Source organism: Priestia sp. D51 (genome assembly GCF_053345675.1).
Map to the genome: position 1 here is coordinate 62290 of NZ_JBLTIR010000004.1, position 23428 is coordinate 85717.

Below are 23428 nucleotides of genomic sequence, written 5' to 3' on the forward strand. Positions count from 1 at the left end.
CTCTTAAAAAGAATTGTTATATGTCCATAAAAAAAAGACCTTCAGAGAGGTCTTTTTTATCTTTAAATAATCGTAGCTCAATCAGTAGAAAATAGCCGGTACCTTTCTACCGGCTATTTTCTAGAAGACATCTTATTATCCGTTATGACTGAACTTAAATACCATCGGTGTACGTTCTGTTTCTATTTTCCAAATCATGTGATGATATCCTTTGCTCCAGTAATCTTTTACTAAGTAATCGGGAATTCCAAATATGTTTTTCCATACTTTCTGAGCATTCTTGTATCCGCTATCCAAACAAATTTTTTTAATTTCTCTGCTTTGAAGCGTAAGCAGCATAATATGTATAAGCAGTGTTCCTACCCCTTTTCTTTGGTACTTTGGATGAACAAAAACTGTGCCGATTTCAATCCATCCTTGCAGCTCCCCTTTTGTACACGCCATAATTAATTCACTAACAGGGCCATATTCAATGCAGCCAATAATCTTATTGGTGCACGTATCTATTCCGAGCCAAAAGAATCGACATTTCCCATCGCTATCAAGGTCACTTTTTAAATATTGTTCTTTACTTTCAATTTCTATTTGTATATCGTTCACCATGTCAGATAGACCCTCTCTATGAAAGGTATCTGTGATCACTTCATTAAAAAGCTCGTGGAGTTCTGCGCTGTCCTCTATTTTTGGTCTTCTTATTTCAATATGATTCAATGTTCATCCCTCCTGATTATTTCACTGCCAAATATGAAGCTTTACTTTTATTATTTATCAATATATGTTGATAATCCTTTTCTTTTTCTACAGTTTTCCCAACAAAAAAAGCACGAGAAGCTTTAAGTTCTCGTACTTTTTTATAATATGGATTCTGCTTTTCTATTGGGAACTGTTAATACTGATTCACAAAGCTCTGGATTTTACATACGAATTCAGAAAGATTCTCCTTTATCTCTTTATCCTCTGTTTTCGCTACTTGCTCTTGTATGGCATCAATCATTAAACGTGCTCTTTTAGGATCTATAGAGGCCGGCTGGCTGCTATTGTTTGATAGACTTTTTAAAATTTGATTGGTCATTTTGTTTTTATCATGAATATAAAATAACATTTGAGGAACTTGATTAATTAACAAATTTACATACCTGCGAAACTCCTCTATCTCATATAATTCTCTTGAAGTACCTTTAAAGCCATCAACGGAAAGCATAAGACTCTGGTAGCCTTTATCACTGCGTTGATTAAGTGCTTTAATGACTTTTAAAAATCGATCGAACTTTAGATAACGTATTTCGTCTTTCTTTAATTCTAAAAATTCAATTTCTCCTTTTTCTAAAAAAGGATCTTTGATAAGACTATTATCATTCATATACATTCTCTCCCTACTAATTTATTAGTTGCAGAGCTTGTTTTGAATTCATTTGTCTATCGTTTTAATAATTGTTTACCTCTTTTAGGACCGTTTTAAAACCTTTATTTGTAAAACGCTTACATAAATGTTCTCAATTGCCTGACGCGTTGATGGAACCCTATTTATTATCTGATAAATGACGAATGAAAAAGAGCTCCTTTACAGAAGCTCTCTTTTTAAGATTATAGGGATGCTGATAACTTTATATCTTATTTGCCTCTTTTAATACTGCTAATAAGTATTCCCATGTCTTAAGAGTAGACGGAATGCTCAGGTGTTCATCAGGTGTATGAACGTCGTACATATCGGGTCCGAGCGAAATGGCATCTAATCCAGGGATTTTTTCTAAGAAAATACCGCATTCAATTCCAGCATGGATGGCGATGATCTCCGCCTCTTCACCATACTTTTCTTTGTAAACCTTTTTACATAATTCGCGAATTTTTGAATCTCCATTGTACGCCCATTCAGGATAATTACCTTTTGTTTCAACTCTTCCCCCGACTACCTGAGCAAGTATGCGCACTTGACTTACTATTTTTTTTTTTAAGCTTTTTACTGAGCTGCGAATTTCATTTTGAAAAACAACCTCAGATTCTGTCGTCGTGATCACACCTAAGTTGGTAGAAGATTCTACTAATCCTTCAATATTCATACTCATGCTTTGAACGCCGTTTGGTGTTAGCATAATAGCTTGTACAATTCGTTCTGTCGTTTCTCTTGTAAAACATTTCTCAACGGAAGAAAATTTGTTTATTTTTACATATACGCTCGGATCAGCCGCTTGTAATTCATTTTTTACTATTTCGTTCCACTCACGAATCTTATTTTCTAGCTTTCCTACCTCAGAAGGCTCAACTGATAGAATTGCTTCTGATTCACGGGGAATTGCATTTGATTTTAATCCTCCGCTAATGCTGCTTAAAGAATAGGGAAGTTCTTGTTGTAAATCATATAAAACTCTCCCTAGCAGTTTATTCGCATTTCCTCTTTCTTTGTCAATTTCCATTCCGGAATGTCCGCCGCGCAGTCCTCCGATGCTTAAGCTATATGTTTCTGAGTTATTGGAAGACGACTCCCAGTTTATAGGAATACGAAGCACGCCTTTTACCCCGCCTGCGCTGCTGACAAGGAGCTTTCCGTCCTCTTCTGTATCAAGGTTAATAAAGATTTTCCCTTCAAAATAAGCTGGATTTACAGCAATGGCTCCGCCCATAGTCGTTTCTTCTTCAGTGGTAATGACTACTTCAAGAGAGGGGTGCGCTATATTTTGAGCATCTAGTAAAGCCAGTGCATATGCAACGGCAATCCCGTTATCAGCTCCTAGCGTAGTACCATTTGCATAAAGCATATCTTCAACAATTCGCAGTTGAAGAGGATCTTTTTCAAAGTCATGGACAGTTCCTTTATTTAACTCGCATACCATGTCCATATGTCCTTGCAAAATGATAGCTGGAGCATGTTCATATCCTTTAGTTGCCGGCTTTTTAATGATTACATTTAAAGCTTCGTCTTGGATAACCTCAAGGCTTCTTTCTTTTGCAAAAGAAACTAAATAGTTACTAATTTCTTTTTCATTTCCAGATTCTCTAGGAATAGCTGAGATTTCGTTAAAGAAATAGAAAACCGGATGTTTAATTAATTCATTTACTGTTTGCACCATATGTATCATCCTTTCTAATCTGTACGCTTTTTTATCCTACTATTTATCTTGACAGTAGAAATAGCATATGAGGCTTTTTTTATGTATCGCCTAGTTATATTTTAACGTTGATTAACTCAATAGAATAGATATAACCTAAAAAAGCATAAATGAGCCCGTTGGACTCATTTATGCTTTTAATGATTTGTTCTATTTTTATTGAGCTGTATATCCGCCGTCCATTACTACCGCTTGACCAGTTACACCTTTTGCTTTATCACTCGCTAAGAAGATAGCGTAGTCAGCAATTTCGCTCACGTCTAGTAATCTTTTTTGAGGGACTAAAGGATAAATAACTTCTTCAAGAACGCTTTCTAATGGTACGTTTCTTGTTTTAGCTAAACCATCTAACTGACCTCTCACTAGTGGTGTATCCACATAACCAGGACAAAGTGCATTAACCGTAATACCGTGTGCTGCACCTTCAAGAGCAGCTACTTTTGTTAGCCCAATTACACCGTGTTTGGCACTGTTATAAGCTGCTTTGCCTGCAAAACCGATTAAACCGTTGATAGAAGAAACGTTAATAATACGTCCGAACCCTTGTTTTTTCATAATCGGAAACGCGTGCTTAATCGCCATAAATGGAGCTGTTAGCATAATTTTAATCATTAACTCATACTTTTCAGTTGGAAACTCTTCGATTGGAGAAACATGCTGCAAACCAGCGTTGTTAATGAACGTATGAACCGCTCCAAAATGTGCGTTTGCTGTTTCAATTAAATGTTTGATTTCTTCTTCTTTTGTTACATCCGCTTTGACACCAAGTGCTTCGAATCCAGCTTCACGAAGATTTTGTGCTGCAGCTTCTACGGCAGTTTGATCAATATCAGATAACACAATTTTCCCGCCGTTTTCAGCGAATCGTTTACCTATTTCAAATCCAATTCCTCTTGCTGCTCCTGTGATTACAATTACTTGATTTTCAACCATGTGTATTCTCCTCCTGTTTTTAAATAATACCGGCTGCCGCTAATGCGACTCCTGCAAATAAAGCGATTGTCGGGATGATAAATGCAACAACAAATACGTCTTTATACGTTTCTTTATGCCGAAGACCAGTTACAGCTAATAGCGTTAACAACGCACCGTTATGCGGTAAAATAGATGCACCTGACGCAACGCTTGCAATACGGTGAAGCGCATCGGCGCTTAAATTCGTCGTTTGAGACAAGTGATACCACGTATCTCCTAATGCTTGAAGCGCAATACCCATACCACCGGATGCTGAACCCGTGATCATCGCTAGCACTTGAACGCTTAACGCTTCTGAAACGAGCGGATTACTCGAAATGTTTAGTAGTACGTGCGTGACATCTTTAAACTCTGGAACTGCTGTAATAACCGAGCCAAAGCCTACTGCTGCACTCGTGTTAATAACAGCCATTACGGATCCTTTTGCTCCTTCATTTATAGAAGAAATAAACGTCTTATAGTGTTTGAAATTAATAAGTAAAATAGAAAAAATACCAATTAATAATGATACGATAGGCTCCCATTTTAAAACGTTTAATGTCACGACAACGATAATCAGCGGTAAAATAGCTAACATTACATTCATCGAGTCCTGCTCTTCACTTGCGGCAACCGATGATTCATTAGGCTCAGTAAACCCTTGATTTTTAGCTTTTAATTTTTTATCGCGATAAGCTAACCATAAATAGCCTCCCACTGCCATAATAAGACCTGAGACAATTCCAATAATCGAACCGGACATTGCATTGGTTTTAAATGTAGCAGTCGGAATCAGATTTTGAATTTGAGGCGTACCTGGAATCGCTGTCATTGTAAATGTAAATGCTCCGAGTGCAATGGTTGCTGGCAGTAAATTTCGCGATACGTTAGCTTCTCGAAATAATGCGATTGCTAAAGGATAAATCGCAAAGACAACAACGAATAAACTGACTCCGCCGTATGTCAAAATGGCTGAAGCAATCAGCACCCCTAAAATGGCTCTTTTACTTCCAAACAATTTAGCAATACGCTGCGCTAGCGACTTAGCTGCGCCTGTATCTTCCATTAGCTTTCCGAAGACGGCTCCTAATAAAAAGATGGGGAACCATTTTGCAGCGAAATCTACAAACCCTCCCATATACACATCTGTATAAGTAGGCAGTACTTTTAAACCGCTAAAATAAGCAACAAACGTAGCGACAACAGGTGCCACCCAGATAATAGACCATCCTAGATAAGCAAAAAACATCAACAATAACAATCCTACAATAATAACCACACGGTAACCTCCTTTCCTTTTAATACATATACATAATGGATTATTTCACAACACAACAAGTTTACACCCGTTAGTTTTATAAGTAAAATGAATAAAAGGAATCAAAACTATGAATAAAAGTCGTAGTTTATTTAAAAATCCACACTCAATTATTTTTTTTCTATAATTTCACTTTGAGTAGAAGCTATAAAATATACTTCCTTCTTTTTTCCTTGTACAAGCTAAGTTTTTTTCTGTTATATCCCGCGCTCTTCCTTTATTTTCTTTTCTCTTATAAGTTTTTCCGAACATATAGATGGGTATTTGAATGTTATGACACAGAAAAAGAGGCGATCTTATGCTACACTTCATAACAGACTTACTGAAACAATTTGGAATTTGGGGACTTTTAAGCGGACTGGCCATTGAGGCTTCCTCCCTGCCGTTTCCTGGTTCTCTTCTCACCCTTACCTACGGATACTTATTAAACATGCACATAGTGAAATTATTATTAATCGCTCTTGCAGGAAGCGCCGTTTATACAGCTTTTAGCTTTATACCGTATGGGATAGGCTATAAATTAGAAGATAAGGTAAAGAAAAAATTATCAAAAAAGAAAAAAGCATTTGAGAAATCGCAAAAATGGTTTAAAAAATGCGGATTATGGAGTATTGCGATTGCTCGTCCTTTAGGGCTCGGCAACTACATTTCTTACCTTTCAGGGCTATCTAAAGTAAAACCTATGCCGTTTGCTCTGCTCACATTTCTTGGTATCTTTCCTTTGAATATTGCCATGCTTTGGCTAGGACAAATCGGAAACTTTAAGTCCATTCAGTCTTTTATCTCAGATGCACAAACTTATATTCTAATTGCAGCGGTAGTGGCTGTATGCGGATTTTTAATTTATAAGTTCTATTTTAAAAAGAGCAGCTGCAGCGAACAGTCTAGTTCAACTTAAGATTAAGAATATAAAAAAAGACCCCGAGGGGTCTTTTTTTATTAAATAGAAATAACACCTAAGATTAATGCAGCTAGTGTCATCACCGCCGTAGTTCCTAGCGCCCACTTAATTAAAAATCGTTGCAAATCACTAAATTCAATTCCTACCATTCCAATTAATAAGTGAGCTGCTGCTACCAAGGGACTTATCACGTGAACAGGTTGTCCTAAGATAGCAGCTCTTCCAATTTCAGCTGCGCTAATGCCATAACTTTCGGCAGCTTGAGCAATAATCGGCAATACGCCAAAATAAAAAGCATTATTAGACATAAAAAATGTAAAAGGAGCACTTAAAAATGCTACTACAACTGGCAAAAAAGGGCCCATTGCATCTGGAATTATTCCTACAAGTGTATTTGCCATAGCATCAATCATCTTTGTTCCAGACATAATTCCTGTAAAAATACCTGCTGCAATAACAATTGAAACGACGGCTACCGCATTATTTGCATGAGATGAAATTCGCTGCTGTTGATCTTTGATGTTTGGATAATTTATTAGTAATGCAATAGCGAATGCTACCATGAACAAAAGCATCAGCGACATGAAGTCCATAATTAAGCACACCATAAGACTAACGGTAAGCAGAAAATTAAACCATACTAACTTAGGACGTCGATAGTCTGAATATTGCACTGTTCCCTCTACTTCATGTGCGTGTGCAATTTCATTTGCAGAATGTTTAATATTGATAACTCCTAACCTTTTTCTTTCCCTTCTTCCAAGTACAACAGAAACAAATAGAACCCATAGAAGCCCAAAACCCATTACAGGTATCAAAGGCAAAAACAACTGAGATGAATCCAAATTTAATGAACTCATAGCCATAGCAGAAGCACCTCCCCACGGAGTCATATTCATAACTCCCATAGATAGCATCGCTACTCCTGCAAGGATAAGTGGATTCATTTCTAAGCGTTTATATAGCGGAAGCAAAGAAGAAACCGTTATCATATATGTAGTAGTTCCATCCCCATCTAAAGCAACCATCATTGAAAGCACAGCAGTTCCTACAACGATTTTTAGTGGATCTCCTTTTACAACCTTTAAAATGAATGAAACAAGAGGGTCAAACAATCCTGAATCAATCATCAACCCAAAATATAAAATAGCAAATAAAATCATAATAGCTGTAGGCGCAATGTCTTTTACACCCTCGAGCATCATAGGTCCCATTCCACTAGCAAAACCGCCTATTAGACCAAATATGATGGGGATAATGATAAGAGCAACCATTGGGGTAAGTCGTTTTGACATAATTAAATACATGAAGACTGCAACCATTAAAAATCCTAATAAAGAAAGCACAGATATTTTTCCTCCTTTTTTGATAACGTTTTCATTTTTATTTGCTACACGTTACTAAAAAGGTATCACTTGTTGAAGCTGGTTCATAGATAACCAACATAAGTTTAATATCTTTTATAAAAGTAATTTTTTTCATTTTTTTCATGCATCATTTCTACATAAAAACGAGATAGCGGATAAAAACCCACTATCTCGTTTTTATGTAAGATTAGTTACTCGATATTTCCGTTCGGGCCTCCCTACACTTCCATACACTATTTCAACCTGCATTTCCTTACACGATACTAGATACTCTAAATACCTTCTCATTGTTGAATAACTGATACCGACTAATTGAGCAAACTCATCTACATTCAAGCTTTCCTGAACTTTGCAAACTTTATCTCTTACCAAACGAAGAGTATGTTTATCAATACCTTTAGGAAATGCTGTTACTGCAGCCGCTGATTGATTGCGGCGACTATGATGTGTTCTAAATAAATCGTCTATTTTTTCTTGATTAATCATTTTATTTTCAGTTAATTCTATTCTCGTAGACTGATAATGTTTTAAAGTAGATAAAAATTTATCAATAATTACAGGTTTCACCAAATAACCAAACGCTCCGCCTCTTATTGCTTCTCCTACTGTTTCAACATCATTGGCTGCCGTTATTAAAATAATGTCGATTCCTCGATACTTCTTTCTAATTTCCCATAGCAGTTCTACTCCATTGATATCTGGCAAAAAGACATCTAATAAAATTAATTGCGGTGTAAATATTGTCAGTAATTCTAAAGCCTGTTCTCCAGATCCTGCTGTCGCAACAACAGTGAAATGCTCTAGTTTCTTAGTAAATTGTTCATAAATTTGTGCAGCTGTAGAATCATCTTCTATAATCATGACATTAATTTGATTTTCAGTCATATCGATTCTTCCTTTTCATTATTTAATAGCTTTGGGATAACTAATGTGAATCTTGCTCCCTGTAACATACTTTTGCTTATGTATAGTTCACCTTTAAGCAACTCTACAGATCTTTTAACAATGGTCAATCCAATCCCGTGATTTTCACCTTTTTTCGTTGTGTAACCATCTATAAAAATCATATTTTCTACTTCTTTTGATATCCCTTGTCCATTGTCTTCAACTTCAAAAATCAGGTCGTTTCCTACATCTGTAAAAGATACTAGCACGTTCCCTTTATGTTCTCGCACAGCCTCGAGCGCATTATCAATTAAATTCCCCAAGATGGAAACAACGTTTTTTGCCTCTTCGATATCTAAAGTACTTGTTAAGTTACTATCTTGATCAATTTCTAAAGTGACGTCTAATTCTTTCGAACGATTGATTTTCCCAAGTAAGCAGGCAGCAATCAAAGGATCCTTCACAGAAGACATTAAAAAAGAAAGAATATCTTGGCGTTCCTTTACCTCTGATGAAATCATTTGCATGACATGCTCATATTTCTTTAACCTTAATAACCCGTAAATCACGTTCAGCTTATTTAAAAATTCGTGATTTTGAGCGCGTAAATTATCAGAGAACATTTTAATTTTAGAAATCTCTTCAGTCAATTCTTCAATTTGTGATAAAGTTCTTATGGTAAGAACGATACCTTGCACTTCTTTTTTTCTTACAATAGGAGATAAATCTAAAATATACTGCTGACCATCTAGTAGAAGGGATTGGTTAGAATACACGCATTTCTCTTCTATTGCTTGATCAATTAGCTGTCCTAAACGGGTGTTCTTTATCTCTCCTCCTATTGCTAAATGAAGGTTATCAAAGAGCTCTCTAGCCCTTCTATTCATCGACGTTACATATTTTTCGACATTTACAGTAACAGTAGCATCTCGAATAGATTCAAGGGTAGCCTCTTTTTCTTTAAAAAGAAAGGAAATTTCCTCTGGTTCCAGTCCAAATATTAGTCTTTTTACCCGCCTTGCAATAAAGAAAGCTCCAAATGCTCCAATAAGAAAAGGAATACAGGACAATTTAATAATTTTTATTCTATAATCATTAATCTGTTTTTCTATATTGCTTACAAGAAATCCTACCGAAGAAACACCTATAACGTTTCCTTGGTTATCCCATATGGGGGTTTTGGCTTTAATTGCAAAGCCTGAAATTCCTTTTCCTTTATAAATAATGGATTGATGCTTCTTTAAAGAAGCTTCATTGCTTGTTTTGGTATGTTTTCCAATGTAACTACTATTGGGATGAGAATAGCGTATTCCTTTATCATTGGCGATGGTGACATAATCTGCCCCTGTGGTTTTTCTTATTTTTTCAGCAACAGGTTGGATGTGCTCAGAAGGATTTTTCTGCTTAAAAGCTTTTACAATCATTTTATCTTCAGAAGCTAATTTTGCTACTGTCATAGCTTGATTACCTACATATTTTTCGACAATTTCATCTACCATTGCAGAAAATAAGATGCATACAAGGACGGTACTAACAAGAATAACTACAGTGATGAGTAATGTAATTTGGGCAAGTAAACTAAGTCTTCTATTCACGTAAAGAGAACGCATACATTCCTCCTTTTAAGGAATTAATAATGAAATAAAATACCGTCTTTTGTTTTAAGTTTAGCATAAAAAAAAGGAAGTTTAGCACCAAACTTCAAATGTTTACAATCAGACTGATAAAGGGAAAAATAAATCGAATAAACGCTTGACTTAAAGTATACTTTAACAATTATAATCAATTCGAAAACATCGCAAATGGAGGAATTAACATGAAATATACAGTAATCACTGGCGCAAGTTCGGGAATTGGATATGAAACAGCTTTAGCTTTCGCAGCGCGCGGAAAAAACCTTATATTAGCTGCACGTAGAGAAGACAAGCTGGATGAGTTAAAAGGAAAGATTGAAAAACTGAACCAAGATGTAAATGTTATTATCCAGTCGGTTGATTTATCCGTGGCAGAAAATGCTCACACGTTTTATGAGTCGCTTAAAGAATATGAGTTAGAAACATGGATTAACAATGCTGGATTTGGAAACTTTGCTTCTGTCGGTGAACAAAAATTAACTAAAATTGAAACAATGCTTCACTTAAATATCGAAGCCTTAACCATTCTTTCTTCTCTATTTGTAAGAGATTATGAAAATGTTGAAGGTACACAGCTTATTAATGTCTCTTCTGGAGGCGGCTACACCATTGTTGCTGATGCAGTCACTTATTGCGCAACAAAATTCTATGTAAGTGCATTTACAGAAGGTCTTTCTCAAGAATTGAAAGGAAGAGGATCAAAAATGCAGGCTAAAGTTCTAGCTCCAGCGGCTACGGAAACAGAATTTGCACAGCGTTCGATGGATATGAGTGATTTTGAATACGAAGGACGAGTACCTAAGTTTCATACGTCAAAAGAAATGGCTGCTTTTATGCTGGACCTTTATGATAGCAATAAAACGGTAGGACTTGTAGATGGCGTGACTTACGAATTTCAATTAAAAGATCCTATCTATCCATACGCAGACAGAGCGACAAGCTCAGATTCTTAAACAAAAAACACCCTTCCAAGGGTGTTTTTTTATGTCCGTTTAAATGAGTAACTATCTTGTTTATGTAATGAAGATGCTTAAAGATAATCTTTTCCTATTTATCTTTCCACGCTTCACTTCCTAATTTTTGTTTTGCTTTTTGTACATACTAACCGAACGGAGGTGACGAAAATGGGTACAAAAAAATCTGCTAACCGCGGTCAAGTAGCTCCTGGAGTTAACCCTCAAGGACACGGAAAAGATGTTGAATTTTCAACAGAACCGAAAAGTGAACTTGAAAACAAAGCGAAAAAGTCAAATACAAAAATTTAATTAACAAGGAGAAGATCACTCTTCTCCTCTCTTCCTCTTAGTTACTTTTTCGAAAACGAAACTCCCCAGATTGTTGACTCCTTTCTGCTTCTTATGAAACTGTATCAATAGTATAAAAAAGTATACTATACAACAAAAATGTGCGTACTTGTTAGGATGAATTATATGATTTATGATAAATCTGCAAACGGATTTTACGACAAATTGTATGTTAACTGACTGTTAGTTGTAAGCTATACAGGGTATAGATTACTCTGAACAGTTCATCATTAAATATTTTTACAGAAAGGTTGTTTACACATGAACAATACAGATAAGAAACAAGAAATTTTAGACGCATTTAACTTTCGTCATGCTACAAAAGAGTTTGATCCAGCGAAGAAAATTTCCGATGAAGATTTCCAATTCATTTTAGAAACGGGGCGCTTATCTCCAAGCTCAGTAGGTTACGAGCCGTGGAAATTTTTAGTCGTTGAAAATGAAGATTTAAAAGAAAAATTAAAAGCTGTTTCTTGGGGAGCACAAGGCCAAATTCCTACAGCAAGTCATTTTGTTATTATTCTTTCTCGTACAGACGCAAGATATGACTCTGAATATGTGTTAAATCTTCAGAAAAACGTAAAAGAAATGCCGGAGGATGTATTAGAGACATTAATGCCTCGTTACAAAGATTTCCAAGAAAATGATTTTCACTTGTTCGAAAGCAAGCGAGCACTATTTGATTGGGCCAGCAAACAATCTTATATTGCACTAGCTAATATGATGACATCAGCTGCTCAAATTGGCATTGATTCTTGCCCAATTGAAGGGTTTAACTATGACCAAGTACATGAAATTCTAAAAGAAGAAGGATTACTAGAAGACGGCAAGTTTGATGTTTCTGTTATGGTTGCATTCGGCTACCGTATTCACGAACCTAAACGCGAAAAAACAAGAAGAAGTATGGATCAAGTTGTACAGTGGATCAAATAATAAACCAAAAAAAGAAGAGGTGAGCAACGTCACCTCTTCTTTTTTATATCTTTATATGCTGCTATAAAATCACCAGGATCGGTGTGTATGGTATAAGCGAACATTCCTTGATTTGTATGTAAGTACAAAAAGCCGCTTTCTTTTGAAACGCATTTGTAAGAGATGTCAAATACGCTGTTAATGTGAAAGGACTCATTCTCTGTTTCAATATTATCAGTATATAAGCACATGTCTTTTGAATGCTGAATCGTCACTTTTTTTGTTCGTTTTATTTTTCTTTCAACGTATGTATAAGAAATCATAGAAATAATGCTCATAGTACAGCTCCCCTTCTTTATGAATATTTTCCTTTTGGAGCATAAAATATCTCGTTAACAAAACTCTATCACTTACCAAAAAACAATTCCAGAAATACTCTTTCTGGAATTGTTTTTAAGATTGTTGCTCTTTATTTTCTTCATCTTTGCAAAAATCGATATTACTGTTTGTCATAGAGGCAATAGCAGGAGAGCCATTTCCAAACGAAAAACAAGCTCCTACCAATTTTGTATTGGCCGTGTGACTATTTTGTACAACACAACCTACGCTTACATTTGAATTGTCTTTTAACCCGTTAGTCACGATATTCTCAATGTTAATAATACATCCCATTTTACCACCTCTTTCGTTTCTATTAACGTATGTCATCTCTGTATATATGTATAGGATGTTCGCCTATTGATGATAAGTTGTTTGCTGCAAAATAGAAAAAAGAATCTTCGTATACCCTTTAAACAGAGAAGACACTCAAATGATGTCTTCTCCTTAAGTGAATTTAACTTTTCACAGCTTTTTCCCAGTCTGATGCAAACTTTTCAATTCCTTGTTCTGTTAACGGGTGTTTTACTAATTGTTCAATTACAGCATACGGAATGGTCGCAATATGAGCCCCAGCAAGAGCTACTCGTGTGACGTGATCTGGGTGTCTGACTGACGCTGCTATAATTTGTGAGTCAATGTGTTGAATTCGAAATAGCTCGGCAATTCGAGATACCAGATACACACCGTCTTCTGAAATATCATCTAAGCGTCCTAAAAATGGCGATACGTATGTCGCACCAGCACGGGCTGCTAGAAGCGCTTGATTCACTGTGAAAATTAACGTTACGTTTGTTTTCACGCCTTTTTTAGCTAGATAACGGGTTGCTTCCAATCCAGCAATGGTCATAGGAAGTTTAATTGTTATATTTTTGTCTCCTCCGTTAATTTTTATAAGCTTTTCTGCTTGCGCAATCATGTCTTCTGCTGTTACTGTGTCGGGGGTGACTTCTGCTGAAACGGATTCTACTTCCGGGACGGTTTTTAAAATTTCTTCGATGCGATCTTCAAACTTTACGCCTTCTTTAGCTACTAGCGAAGGGTTTGTGGTAACACCTGATAATACCCCAATTTTATATGCTTTTTTAATATCTTCCAGGTTAGCTGTATCAATAAAAAATTTCATCATGTATTCCTCCACTCGTTATGTTAAAAACAGCTTTTCAGGGGCATTTTTGCATAACTTTATGTTCAAATGGAATTGCCCTCTTCATATTGTCTTCATAAAATAAAATTTATTTCCTTTCAAATGCTGTATGTTTTTCTCCAAGTTTTCCCTTCTTTAAACTCATCTGAATAACTTCTATTTGTATGTATCATACTAATGATGTTGAAAAACCTATCATCTACTCAACTAAAAAACCTCCAGCATTTATGCTGAAGGTTAAGATACATTCTACTCTTAATTTTTTAGTCCTCTATAGCGAGCTGTTTTTAATTCTTGAACGTAGGGTTCAAAGTCCGGCATCTCTACAGCTCTCGCCAATTCGATTGCTTTTTCAATATCGTATGGAATACGCACAAATTGAATAGAAAATGCTGAAGGACTTTCGTCTTGATCCCTTCCTTCCAAGATAAGATAGGAAGCTTGTGGTAAATCAAGCGGGTTTCCTACACTTCCTACATTACACAGCGTTTTCCCTTTAATATGTTGAATAAATGCATTATGTACATCTCCGTAACAGATGACATCCGGTTCTCTTGATCCTTTTATATTTTCCGTATATTCCGTATTAGCAAATAGACTAAGGCGCTTTTCAAGTGAATCCCAGGGTTGAATTCGGTCATAAAGACTTCTAGGTGAAGCGTGAAACATTCTAATTAATTTCCCGCTCATCATAAACTCAACAGAAAAAGGAAGTTCCTTTAAGTATGCTTCTTGGTTTGAACTTAACTTCTCTTGATGCCATTTTAACGCTTCAAATTCCGCAGGCTTTGTAATGAAGTCATCCCAGTTCCCCATTACTGTTACTTCGCACTTTTCTTTTATGATATCAATTGCTTTACTTGAATCCGGTCCTTTTCCTACTAAATCACCTAGACAAATGATGCGATGGATATCTCGTTGTTGTATGTCAGCTAAAACTGCTTCTAATGCAGGGAGATTTCCGTGGATATCTGAAATAACAGCAATTTTGTCCATTGATTCCTCCACTCCTTTTTCATATGTATGTATTCAAGCCTTTTCTTTATTATAACATTTTATGATAAGACCGTTTACTAAAACGGGTCCTCTTCATTTAACAAGCAACGGTATAATTCGAATGGATATAAAAGGGAGGAATAAGAAGTGGATTTTTATGGATTGGGAAGAAATCTATCTTCCTTATTTATTAACATAAAATAAAGGAGTACTGTAATATATTTATACGAGTACTCCTTTATTGGTAGTTAGGTAGTATAGAGAGTCGCCAGATACCTCATTTATCTTGCGACTTTTGGTTTATAGCTTATTGAACACCAACTGCGTCAAATGACTTGCCTACTGAAATTACTTCTTGAGAGCCTGAACCGTATAGATCAGCAGCAGCTTGTACTAAACCTGCACGCGCTTGGCTGAACGTTGTAGACTGAGTGAAGTATAGCGTATTGGCACGGTAATAAATTTTTCCTAGCTTATCGCCGCCGATGCCTGTTACAGTAACTCCGTAATGAGTTCCTCCGTTAGCTAGCAAGTAGGCAGCTTTGTTGATAATACCGCTATTTGTATGAACCCCGCCGTTGTCACTAGAACCTGTATAGCGCTTTGAATAATGATCCGGATCTCCATATTTCGCTGGGTTGCTCATTGAACGAAGTGCATCGCCGCTTGTTCCAGGCGTATAAATATCCTCTCCAATTTCCCAATCTGGATTTCGGTTGTCATAGTATTCTACCAACGTTCCGAAAATATCGGAAATCGCTTCGTTTAATGCACCTGATTCATATTGATAGATTAAATTAGAACTTCTTTCTGTCACCGCATGCGTCAATTCATGTCCGATAACATCTAATCCTCCTGATAGCGGAACAAAAGTAGTTCCATCTCCATCTCCATATACCATTTGAGAGCCATTCCAAAACGCATTGTTGTAGCCGCTGCTATAATGAACAGTCGATTTTAGCGGAGCTCCTGCATTGTCATAGGAGTTGCGGTTAAATTTGTTTTTATAATAATCATATGTCACGCCTGCATAATAGTGAGCATCTACTGCAGCTGCATCGCGAGTTGCATTGTACGTATTATCGGTATCGGCCCATAGCGTACCCGGAAGAGATGTGCGATTTTTTGCATCGTACGTATAGATTGTAGCGCCTCTTGTATTATCTTGTAAGTAGTAAGTAGAACTAGATAACGTTGTCTTTAAGGATTTAGTATCTCCAAGAACTCCTTTACCTGAGCCAATAGCATTTGTGCCTGTTACAGGTTTCGCTGCCGGCTTTGCCACTTGCTTCACGTCGGCTTTTGGACCAGCTACGGAATCAATTGTATTGTACTTATCCAGTACTTTACCGCTAGTAGCATCAACAAAGTAATAATAGTTGCCTGGTTCAGGATTTAAGAAATTTAAATTTACTACATAAGCGTATGTAGTGTCTGAACCATTTTGATAAATATACAGTTCAGATGAAGGAGATTTTTCATACGTCGGCTTAAAGCCTAAGTCTTTTTCAGCTACTTGAATCGCCTTTTTGCTGTCAAGTTGCTTTTGGCCTTTTAATTTTTCCTTTTTATCTAAATCAGGAGCTACTGTACCTGATACAACTTTTAAGGTTCCATCTTTCGCTACGTGTGCTAATTGAGTAGATCCCCAAACGGGAATATTATTATATACTTGCTGCAAGCGTACCACGGTTGCTTGTTCAATAGGATCTTTCACCACTTCTGTCACTTTAAATGAGTTTTGAGCATTTTCGTTTCCTAATTTATATTTGTCTTTATTTGTATTCATATAGTGAAATACGACGTCTTGAGCCTTCTGCGATGACGGGCCCGAGAGCTTTCCGGAAATAAACTCAGGAGATTTAATTTCTTTGTTATACTTTTCAGTTGAAAGTACATTGTTTGGCGCAGCACTGCTCGTATGTGCAAAAGCAAATGATGAAGAAAGAATACCAACTGATAATAATACCTTTAAAGCCTGTTTTTTCTTTTTCATAGTTTTTTTCTCCCTATCCCTAGTAAATTTAATTACCCCAATTTTTCTGTTAATTGCGATAATTAGCAACATTATAGCAACTAAAAATTACTACGTCTATATATTATTTCAATATTCCTATTATTATGAAAATTAAAAATAAGTCCTCTGCAATAAGTCTTTTTTACCTATTTAAACTATATGAAAATCATTTATGTTGATTTTCATACAAGTAAAATAATTCTTCTAGCCAGCTAATAAAAACTAGTAGGATAGGTAGCGTTATTCGTTCTTACTGTCAGTTCTATGAAGCATTTTACAAAAATTACTTATAAGGAAAATTATAAATTTCAGACCATTTTTTCGGCTTAAATATACTCTTCCTCTTCATTTTTTTTATTTTTTTAATCTATTAATTAAATTTTTTATATGTTTTTTATGTACGTGCACAACATTATTTTATTATAGTACTGTACTTCTTATGAACGTAAAAAAGCACGAATCTACTAAAATCTTTGTAAATCCGTGCTTTTTCTGTTTATTTCAAGCATACACAACCAACGATAACTAATAAAACAAATAGTACAACGATTAATGCAAAACCGCCACCGTAACTACCGTAGCCGCCGTAACCGCCGTAGCCATAACCACCGCCGTAACCCCAGTTACAAAATCCCATTTCACTTCACCTCCGTAGCCTGTTTACTCTATAGCATATGTACAGGCTAGAAAAAATGCTCGCCCATTTATCGCCCTTTTATAACGATAAAAAAGAAATTGAGACATAACGAAATCACTCCAATCAATAGCTAGAAGCAACTAAATAGATGAAACCTACGTTCACCCTACCAATGAAAAAATCCGAACGATTCATCGTTCGGATTTTCCTTCAACTAAACTGCTTTTGTCACAGCCTCTTTTAAGATAACAAATATTAACTTATTTACTTTTAGAAGCTTGTTCTTTAAAGCGAAGTATGTAATACGGAACAATACAAATAACCGCCAAAACGAGAGCCGTTAAACTGACTATGCGGGGATTATTAAGCCCGAAAGAATAGTCTCCAAAAGATGCTCCAATTGCAATAATAGCAAAAATAATATACAGAATACGAAATATGTTAATCCACTTTTTCTGTTTAATCGTAACCACTCCTTTGCTTATTTTACTCCAACATAGAATATTATAACTTTACTAAACAACTTGTTGCAAAATTTCTTCTGCCTTTAACTGATTACCTTTTATTTTAACGGTAAACAAATTTCCACATTCGTCCCTTTGTTTACTTCACTTTCAATACTAAGAGTTCCTTTATGCTGCTGGATAATATTAAAGCAGATCATTAACCCTAACCCAATACCGTCTTCTTTAATACTGTAAAATGGTTCACCTAAATGTTTAATGCGATCTTTTGAAATTCCTACACCTTCATCAATAATTTGAATATGAAGGTGATTGTTGTCTTTTTGTCTCAGCTCAACTTTAATTTCGCCTCCGGAAGGCATTGCTTCAATCGCATTTTTAAGAATATTTATAAACACCTGTTTCATTTGATTGCTTTCACAATATACAAGAGGCAATTCTCCATATGAGTGAAGTTCAATAAAAATGTTTTTCATGGTTGCTTGAGGCTGCAGCAATAAAATCACTTGTTGAATTAACAGCTGCAAATCAATCGACTGAAATGTTACGGCCTGTGGTTTTGCCACAGACATGAATTCATCTGTAATCATTTCAATACGCTCAATTTCAGAGGATATAATGTTCATATAGGTTAACTCTTCTTTACTCGCTTTTTCAGTTAATAGCTGCATAAACCCTTTGATGGCCGTTAAAGGATTTCTAATTTCATGAGCAATAGCTGTAGCAAGCTGACCGACCGCTACTAATTTCTCAGATTTCTGCAACAGCTCTTCTGTTTCTAGGTATTCTGTCCTGTCTCTTGAAACAATAAGAAGCACTTTTTTGTTTTCTATATTGAACAATTTCCCACTATATTCTAGTTTTTTTACTTCTCCAGACTTAAATGTAAACTGTGATTGCAGCGTGAAAGAAAGATTTCCTTGGCGAATTTCTTCAACCGTTTTTCGAACAATGTCAGAATCTCTAGGTATAATATCTTGGCATGGCATGGATAAAAGCTCTTCTCTCGTATATCCAAAGCGCTTACATCCAGCTTCATTTACTTCGATAAAACGAGAAGGAAAATGATTAGAACCTATTTCAAGTAAATAAATTGCGTCGTTTGCATATTCAAATAACGTTCGATATTTCAACTCACTTTCCTTAAGCTTACGATGCAGCAAGTCAAGCTCTTTTCTCGCTTTTTTAGCCTCAGATATATCCACACATACTCCAGACAAACCTATTAACTCATCTTTCCCATTAAAAATTGGCGAAATAGTGATGCGAAGATCTACTAAACTTCCGTCTTTACGAGCTCTTACAACTTCTACTCGATTGATTGCCTCTTTTTCAGCAACCGTCTTTTTTATATTCTCATGTACGTCCTCACTAAAAGCCCCTGCTATTTCGTAATATGTTTTCCCAACTACTTCGTGGGCTTTCCAGCCATATACTTTTTCGTAGGCTTCATTAACTCGCAAAATCCGCCCTTCTAAATCAGTTATGATCACCGCATCCATGTGATGATTAATAAAAGACTCCAGCTGTTCTTTCGTATATTCCAGTTCTTTTTTCATTATTCTGACAAAAAAAGAATCTTCTTCATCCTTACATGAATCTGATCCAGCATAAGCAGCTTCTTCTGCTACAGCGTAAAATTTACGATAAAATTCTATCGTCGCTACAGCTACTCCCAGTCCGAGAATTCCGAACACTAAATATTCTATTTCGCTATAAAACGGCGACTGAATAGGTGTATTCCAGAAGTAATTCGTCAGTAAGACATGAACGATAAAATGAATAAAAAAACAAAGAAGAGATTGTTTTAATAAAGAAAACTGCTTTCTATATCGAATAAGAGGGAGGGAAAATAAAAAGGTAAAGATTAAAATTAAGATAGTCAGTAACCAATGACTTTCTAAATAGATACTGCACACAGCCATAGTGATACCTGCAACTGCACCGGCTCTATAACCAAAGTATAGAACGGTCAAAATAAGAGGAAGAAAACGTAAATCATATGTAATCTGTTGATACGTAACGCTATATATCATAAGAATAGCAGAAACAATACTTGCATAAACACCACTCATCCATTTGTATTTATGGGCTAGACGCTGCAGCAAAAATATTCGTATCGCAATCATAATACTGACAAAAAACGAAAAAATACATAAGTTAACAAATAATCCGCTACTAATCACTCCTTCTATTCCTCCTTTACTTGTAAATATGCGTGAAATAATTCCCTTATATAGAGAGTGTAACATGAATAAGCGCTGCTATTTATAAAATTGATAAAAAAAACTAGTCTCGCCCGAGGCAAGACTAGTTTTTTTATTATCTATGCTGATCTTGATACATAGGTCCTTCTGAAATCATATTGCTTTCAGAAACGTACGTAGGATCTGAATGCGCATCTTTATTTAGGCTAGCATTTACCTGCTGTTTTTTAGATAAACTTGAAAGTTTTACTTTGGCACTTCGAACAAGTCCTTTTACTTTTCGGCGTTTCGCAGCATCGCTTAATAGATAAGACGTAATGCCGACTCCTACCGTTGATAGCGTAATACCTGATATCAATGCTTTTTGTTTTCGTTTTCTCATAATAACTCCTTCCTTGTACCTTTTTGAATCTTACAATAACTTTTCCCTCTCAGGTACTCTTTCAAACCCGATTATTCAGATTATTCACTTCTTTAATAAGACGCTGCAGCGTGTCCGCTCCTGCTATTCCATCTGAAAAAAGGCCATATTGATTCTGGAATTTTTTCACTGCAGCGATTAATTCATCTCCATAGAAACCGTCTGTTCCAAACTTCGGAAGAGAAAAACCTAGCGTAAGTAAGTTTTGCTGAATTTGTTTGACTCCTAACCCTCTATCACCTTTGGAATAGACAAATGGTCCTTTTGTATTATTCGTCATAGAGAGATTTGTTGTGACTTCTTTAAAAAATGAGCAGTCCATTTCATTTATATCCACATTTGTAGAAATTCCTTTTACTCTGCCAGAATCCGTATACTGAAACATTGCCCATCGCTGCCATTGACTTAGCTCACCAGGGTGCTGCATACCGCCTTGTCTGTTGTTTGCACTATATCTTGCTACCCACAAAGGATACTTACTTATTTCAGTTGTAAAAAAAGTTTTAGCAAAATGATAATTCGTATATACGATAGGCTTAATCCCTGTTGTTTTGTGAACATGCTCGAGCCAGCTTACGGCAAAGCGAGAAACAAATTCTTTGGATTTTTTCTTATCTTCTTCTAGATCCAAACACGGCGGAAGGTCTAGTTTCATTTGTCCAAGCTGAGCAATAAAAAAAGCAGCTTCTTTCTCCGGGCTATTTGTACAGTGAGCATAATGATAAAATCCTACTCTCAAGCCCGCATTTTTAGCACCTATATAATTTTCATAAGATCTAGGGTCTACAAAAGTTCCGCCTTCTGTTAACTTTATATACACCCCTTTCACTGAGGTGTTTTTTATTTCTTTCCAATTAATGATTCCTTGATGATGAGAAACATCGAGAATAATAGGATTATTTGAATGTCGACTTTGCATAGTTTTCACCTCTTTTGCTAGCTTCCTTATGTATACGACGAATATTTTAAAACCCCTGTTTTTCCGGATCTTGATATTCTTTTATAACGATGTGTAAAACGTTGCTCATTTGAATAGCTAAATAAGCTTCGTGTTTTTTGTCATAATAACGATACCATCCTTGCGTATGAATAATAGATTCCTCAAGCTTTTTTACATTTTCTGATTCAACCAATGTACTGATTGATTTTTCATTTCCAAAATAAAACTTCACTTCGTACGTCACTTGAATCCCTCCTTTATAAAGATGTAAATACCCTAATCGTATGTACTTGAATCTAGTATAAGGTAGTGTAAAATTTCTTTTAATCCGCTTTCTTTTTTTATATGTTTATTTAGAACAATGTTCATTTTATTATAAAACAAGAAGCCAAGCATTTTGAGCTGCTTGGCTTCTTGTTTTATTTTGATGGATGAATCATATTAGCTGGATTTACCCATTGCTCAAATTGTTCTTCTGTCAGAAGGCCTGTTTTTACCGCTGCTTCTTTTAATGTCGTTCCTTCTTGATGAGCCAGCTTGGCGATTTTAGCCGCATTTTCATACCCTATGTGCGGATTTAACGCTGTTACAAGCATAAGAGAATTTTCTAGATTATGCTGAATTTTCTCTTTGTTGGGTTCAATTCCTACTGCGCATTTATCGTTAAAAGCCTGCATGGAATCTGTCAGCAGTCTGACTGATTGTAAAAAATTATAAATAATAACCGGCTTAAATACATTTAATTCAAAGTTTCCTTGACTAGCCGCAATGCCAATCGTCACGTCATTCCCTAACACTTGTGCAGAAACCATTGTTAGAGCTTCACTTTGAGTTGGATTTACTTTTCCAGGCATAATAGAACTTCCTGGTTCGTTAGCAGGAATCGTGATTTCACCTAATCCGCTCCGAGGACCGCTTGCCAGCCAGCGTACGTCATTGGCGATTTTCATTAAGTCAGCTGCTAAGGCTTTGAGTGCACCATGGGCATAAACCACTTGATCGTGACTTGTTAATGCATGAAATTTATTAGGTGCTGAGATAAATGTTTTTCCAAGCGTGCTGCTGATTTCTTTCGCTACTTCATCGCCGAAGTCAGGATGTGCATTTATCCCCGTCCCAACAGCTGTACCGCCAATAGCTAGCTCCTTCATATACTCTACGCTTTGTTTAATCATTTCTTCATTTTTTTCGAGCATATGATGCCATCCGCTAATTTCTTGTCCTAGTGTTAGCGGTGTAGCATCTTGTAAATGGGTTCTTCCTATTTTAATAATATCTTTAAACTGCTCTTGCTTCGCAGCAAACGTTTCTTTTAATGTTTTTAGAGTAGGTAATAATTGGTCTTCGACTTCTAGTACAGCTGCAATATGAAGAGCTGTAGGGAAAGTATCGTTAGAGCTTTGTGACATATTAACATCATCATTTGGATGGAGCGTTTCGTCGCCGTTTATTAGCTGGTTTCCCCGGTGGGAAATCACTTCATTTACATTCATGTTTGATTGCGTTCCGCTTCCTGTCTGCCATACTACTAAAGGAAAATGTTCATTCCATTTCCCTTCAATAATTTCGTTAGCAGCTTGCACGATGGCTTCCGATTTCCCTGCTGATAGTTTGCCTAGTTTATGATTGCTAATAGCCGCACTTTTCTTCAGAACCGCAAAAGCGCGTATTACTTCAATCGGCATTTTTTCAATCCCTATTGGAAAGTTTTCTTTACTTCTTTGCGTTTGCGCTCCCCATAGTTTATCTTCTGCCACTTTAATTTCTCCAATTGAATCTCTTTCGATACGATAGCTCATAGTTAGAACTCCTTTTCAATATTTTCTTTACCTATTAGTATTG

The 23428-nt window shown here is 36.0% G+C and carries 23 protein-coding genes and 1 pseudogene; 4 read left to right on the top strand and 20 right to left on the bottom strand.

The genetic code is table 11. From position 1 onward, the window contains the following. Positions 1–135 precede the first annotated feature (135 nt). The 5 genes from ACNHOZ_RS17040 to ACNHOZ_RS17060 all read right to left on the bottom strand — a co-directional run bounded on the left by ACNHOZ_RS17040 (position 136) and on the right by ACNHOZ_RS17060 (position 5337). Complete coding sequence (locus ACNHOZ_RS17040; RefSeq protein ID WP_168760767.1) at positions 136–711, bottom strand: GNAT family N-acetyltransferase; 576 nt, start codon at positions 709–711, stop codon at positions 136–138. A 175-nt stretch (positions 712–886) separates the two neighbouring features. Then, positions 887–1360: a hypothetical protein gene (locus ACNHOZ_RS17045; protein WP_033578967.1), complete on the bottom strand. Its 474-nt coding sequence runs from the start codon at positions 1358–1360 to the stop codon at positions 887–889. 244 nt (positions 1361–1604) lie between these two features. Then, entirely contained in the window at positions 1605–3065 is a 1461-nt protein-coding gene (locus ACNHOZ_RS17050; protein ID WP_255900873.1) for an aminoacyl-histidine dipeptidase, read from the bottom strand. A gap of 195 nt (positions 3066–3260) precedes the next feature. Next, positions 3261–4037: a 3-hydroxybutyrate dehydrogenase gene (locus ACNHOZ_RS17055; RefSeq protein ID WP_028413363.1), complete on the bottom strand. Its 777-nt coding sequence runs from the start codon at positions 4035–4037 to the stop codon at positions 3261–3263. 19 nt (positions 4038–4056) lie between these two features. Then, positions 4057–5337: a GntP family permease gene (locus tag ACNHOZ_RS17060; protein WP_014460118.1), complete on the bottom strand. Its 1281-nt coding sequence runs from the start codon at positions 5335–5337 to the stop codon at positions 4057–4059. Between the two features lie 337 nt (positions 5338–5674). Here ACNHOZ_RS17060 and ACNHOZ_RS17065 point away from each other — a divergent pair, with 337 nt between their 5' ends. Then, positions 5675–6274 carry a DedA family protein gene (locus tag ACNHOZ_RS17065; RefSeq protein WP_014460120.1) on the top strand — a complete coding sequence of 200 codons (600 nt, stop codon included), beginning with the start codon at positions 5675–5677 and terminating at the stop codon, positions 6272–6274. Positions 6275–6315: 41 nt separating this feature from the next. Here ACNHOZ_RS17065 and ACNHOZ_RS17070 read toward each other — a convergent pair whose 3' ends face one another. From ACNHOZ_RS17070 to ACNHOZ_RS17080, 3 genes are all read right to left on the bottom strand, one after another. Further along, positions 6316–7623, bottom strand: coding sequence for a CitMHS family transporter (locus tag ACNHOZ_RS17070; protein ID WP_034266108.1), 1308 nt, complete (start codon positions 7621–7623; stop codon positions 6316–6318). A gap of 198 nt (positions 7624–7821) precedes the next feature. Further along, on the bottom strand, positions 7822–8529 hold the full coding sequence (locus ACNHOZ_RS17075; protein ID WP_255900869.1) for a response regulator: 708 nt from the start codon (positions 8527–8529) through the stop codon (positions 7822–7824). After that, the gene (locus tag ACNHOZ_RS17080; protein WP_447697255.1) at positions 8526–10028 is read right to left on the bottom strand and encodes an ATP-binding protein; all 1503 of its coding nucleotides are present in this window, start codon (positions 10026–10028) and stop codon (positions 8526–8528) included. Before ACNHOZ_RS17080 ends, ACNHOZ_RS17075 begins: the two co-directional genes overlap by 4 nt. Before the next feature lie 317 nt (positions 10029–10345). Here ACNHOZ_RS17080 and ACNHOZ_RS17085 point away from each other — a divergent pair, with 317 nt between their 5' ends. From ACNHOZ_RS17085 to ACNHOZ_RS17095, 3 genes are all read left to right on the top strand, one after another. Further along, the gene (locus tag ACNHOZ_RS17085) at positions 10346–11116 is read left to right on the top strand and encodes an SDR family NAD(P)-dependent oxidoreductase (protein ID WP_063248012.1); all 771 of its coding nucleotides are present in this window, start codon (positions 10346–10348) and stop codon (positions 11114–11116) included. 171 nt (positions 11117–11287) lie between these two features. Continuing rightward, positions 11288–11428 carry a small, acid-soluble spore protein L gene (gene sspL / locus ACNHOZ_RS17090; RefSeq protein WP_013057030.1) on the top strand — a complete coding sequence of 47 codons (141 nt, stop codon included), beginning with the start codon at positions 11288–11290 and terminating at the stop codon, positions 11426–11428. A 300-nt stretch (positions 11429–11728) separates the two neighbouring features. Then, positions 11729–12400 carry an NAD(P)H-dependent oxidoreductase gene (locus ACNHOZ_RS17095; RefSeq protein WP_047750986.1) on the top strand — a complete coding sequence of 224 codons (672 nt, stop codon included), beginning with the start codon at positions 11729–11731 and terminating at the stop codon, positions 12398–12400. 29 nt (positions 12401–12429) lie between these two features. On the opposite strand, the gene ACNHOZ_RS17100 is transcribed toward ACNHOZ_RS17095, so the two are convergent. The 12 genes and pseudogenes from ACNHOZ_RS17100 to fumC form a co-directional block, all read right to left on the bottom strand. Then, positions 12430–12717: a hypothetical protein gene (locus ACNHOZ_RS17100; protein WP_048020944.1), complete on the bottom strand. Its 288-nt coding sequence runs from the start codon at positions 12715–12717 to the stop codon at positions 12430–12432. A 115-nt stretch (positions 12718–12832) separates the two neighbouring features. Further along, a complete protein-coding gene (locus tag ACNHOZ_RS17105; RefSeq protein WP_275211128.1) occupies positions 12833–13051 on the bottom strand; it encodes a spore germination protein in 219 nt (72 codons plus the stop codon). A gap of 163 nt (positions 13052–13214) precedes the next feature. Continuing rightward, complete coding sequence (gene fsa / locus ACNHOZ_RS17110) at positions 13215–13883, bottom strand: fructose-6-phosphate aldolase (RefSeq protein WP_028413368.1); 669 nt, start codon at positions 13881–13883, stop codon at positions 13215–13217. A gap of 276 nt (positions 13884–14159) precedes the next feature. Next, complete coding sequence (locus tag ACNHOZ_RS17115; RefSeq protein WP_048020945.1) at positions 14160–14900, bottom strand: metallophosphoesterase family protein; 741 nt, start codon at positions 14898–14900, stop codon at positions 14160–14162. 307 nt (positions 14901–15207) lie between these two features. After that, positions 15208–16806 (bottom strand): annotated as a pseudogene (locus tag ACNHOZ_RS17120) (M4 family metallopeptidase); the annotation flags it as partial. Between the two features lie 607 nt (positions 16807–17413). After that, positions 17414–17554: a sporulation protein YjcZ gene (gene yjcZ, locus ACNHOZ_RS17125; protein WP_048020947.1), complete on the bottom strand. Its 141-nt coding sequence runs from the start codon at positions 17552–17554 to the stop codon at positions 17414–17416. Between the two features lie 260 nt (positions 17555–17814). Continuing rightward, positions 17815–18027: a hypothetical protein gene (locus ACNHOZ_RS17130; RefSeq protein ID WP_013083131.1), complete on the bottom strand. Its 213-nt coding sequence runs from the start codon at positions 18025–18027 to the stop codon at positions 17815–17817. 89 nt (positions 18028–18116) lie between these two features. Then, positions 18117–20204 (bottom strand): PAS domain S-box protein, encoded by a 2088-nt coding sequence (locus ACNHOZ_RS17135; RefSeq protein WP_255900858.1) that lies wholly within the window; start codon positions 20202–20204, stop codon positions 18117–18119. A gap of 136 nt (positions 20205–20340) precedes the next feature. After that, complete coding sequence (locus ACNHOZ_RS17140; protein ID WP_028413373.1) at positions 20341–20607, bottom strand: hypothetical protein; 267 nt, start codon at positions 20605–20607, stop codon at positions 20341–20343. A gap of 61 nt (positions 20608–20668) precedes the next feature. Continuing rightward, positions 20669–21565, bottom strand: coding sequence for a GH25 family lysozyme (locus ACNHOZ_RS17145; RefSeq protein WP_255900855.1), 897 nt, complete (start codon positions 21563–21565; stop codon positions 20669–20671). Between the two features lie 46 nt (positions 21566–21611). Next, positions 21612–21830 (bottom strand): hypothetical protein, encoded by a 219-nt coding sequence (locus ACNHOZ_RS17150; protein ID WP_102194846.1) that lies wholly within the window; start codon positions 21828–21830, stop codon positions 21612–21614. Between the two features lie 175 nt (positions 21831–22005). Continuing rightward, the gene (gene fumC, locus ACNHOZ_RS17155; RefSeq protein ID WP_048020951.1) at positions 22006–23385 is read right to left on the bottom strand and encodes a class II fumarate hydratase; all 1380 of its coding nucleotides are present in this window, start codon (positions 23383–23385) and stop codon (positions 22006–22008) included. Positions 23386–23428 lie beyond the last annotated feature (43 nt).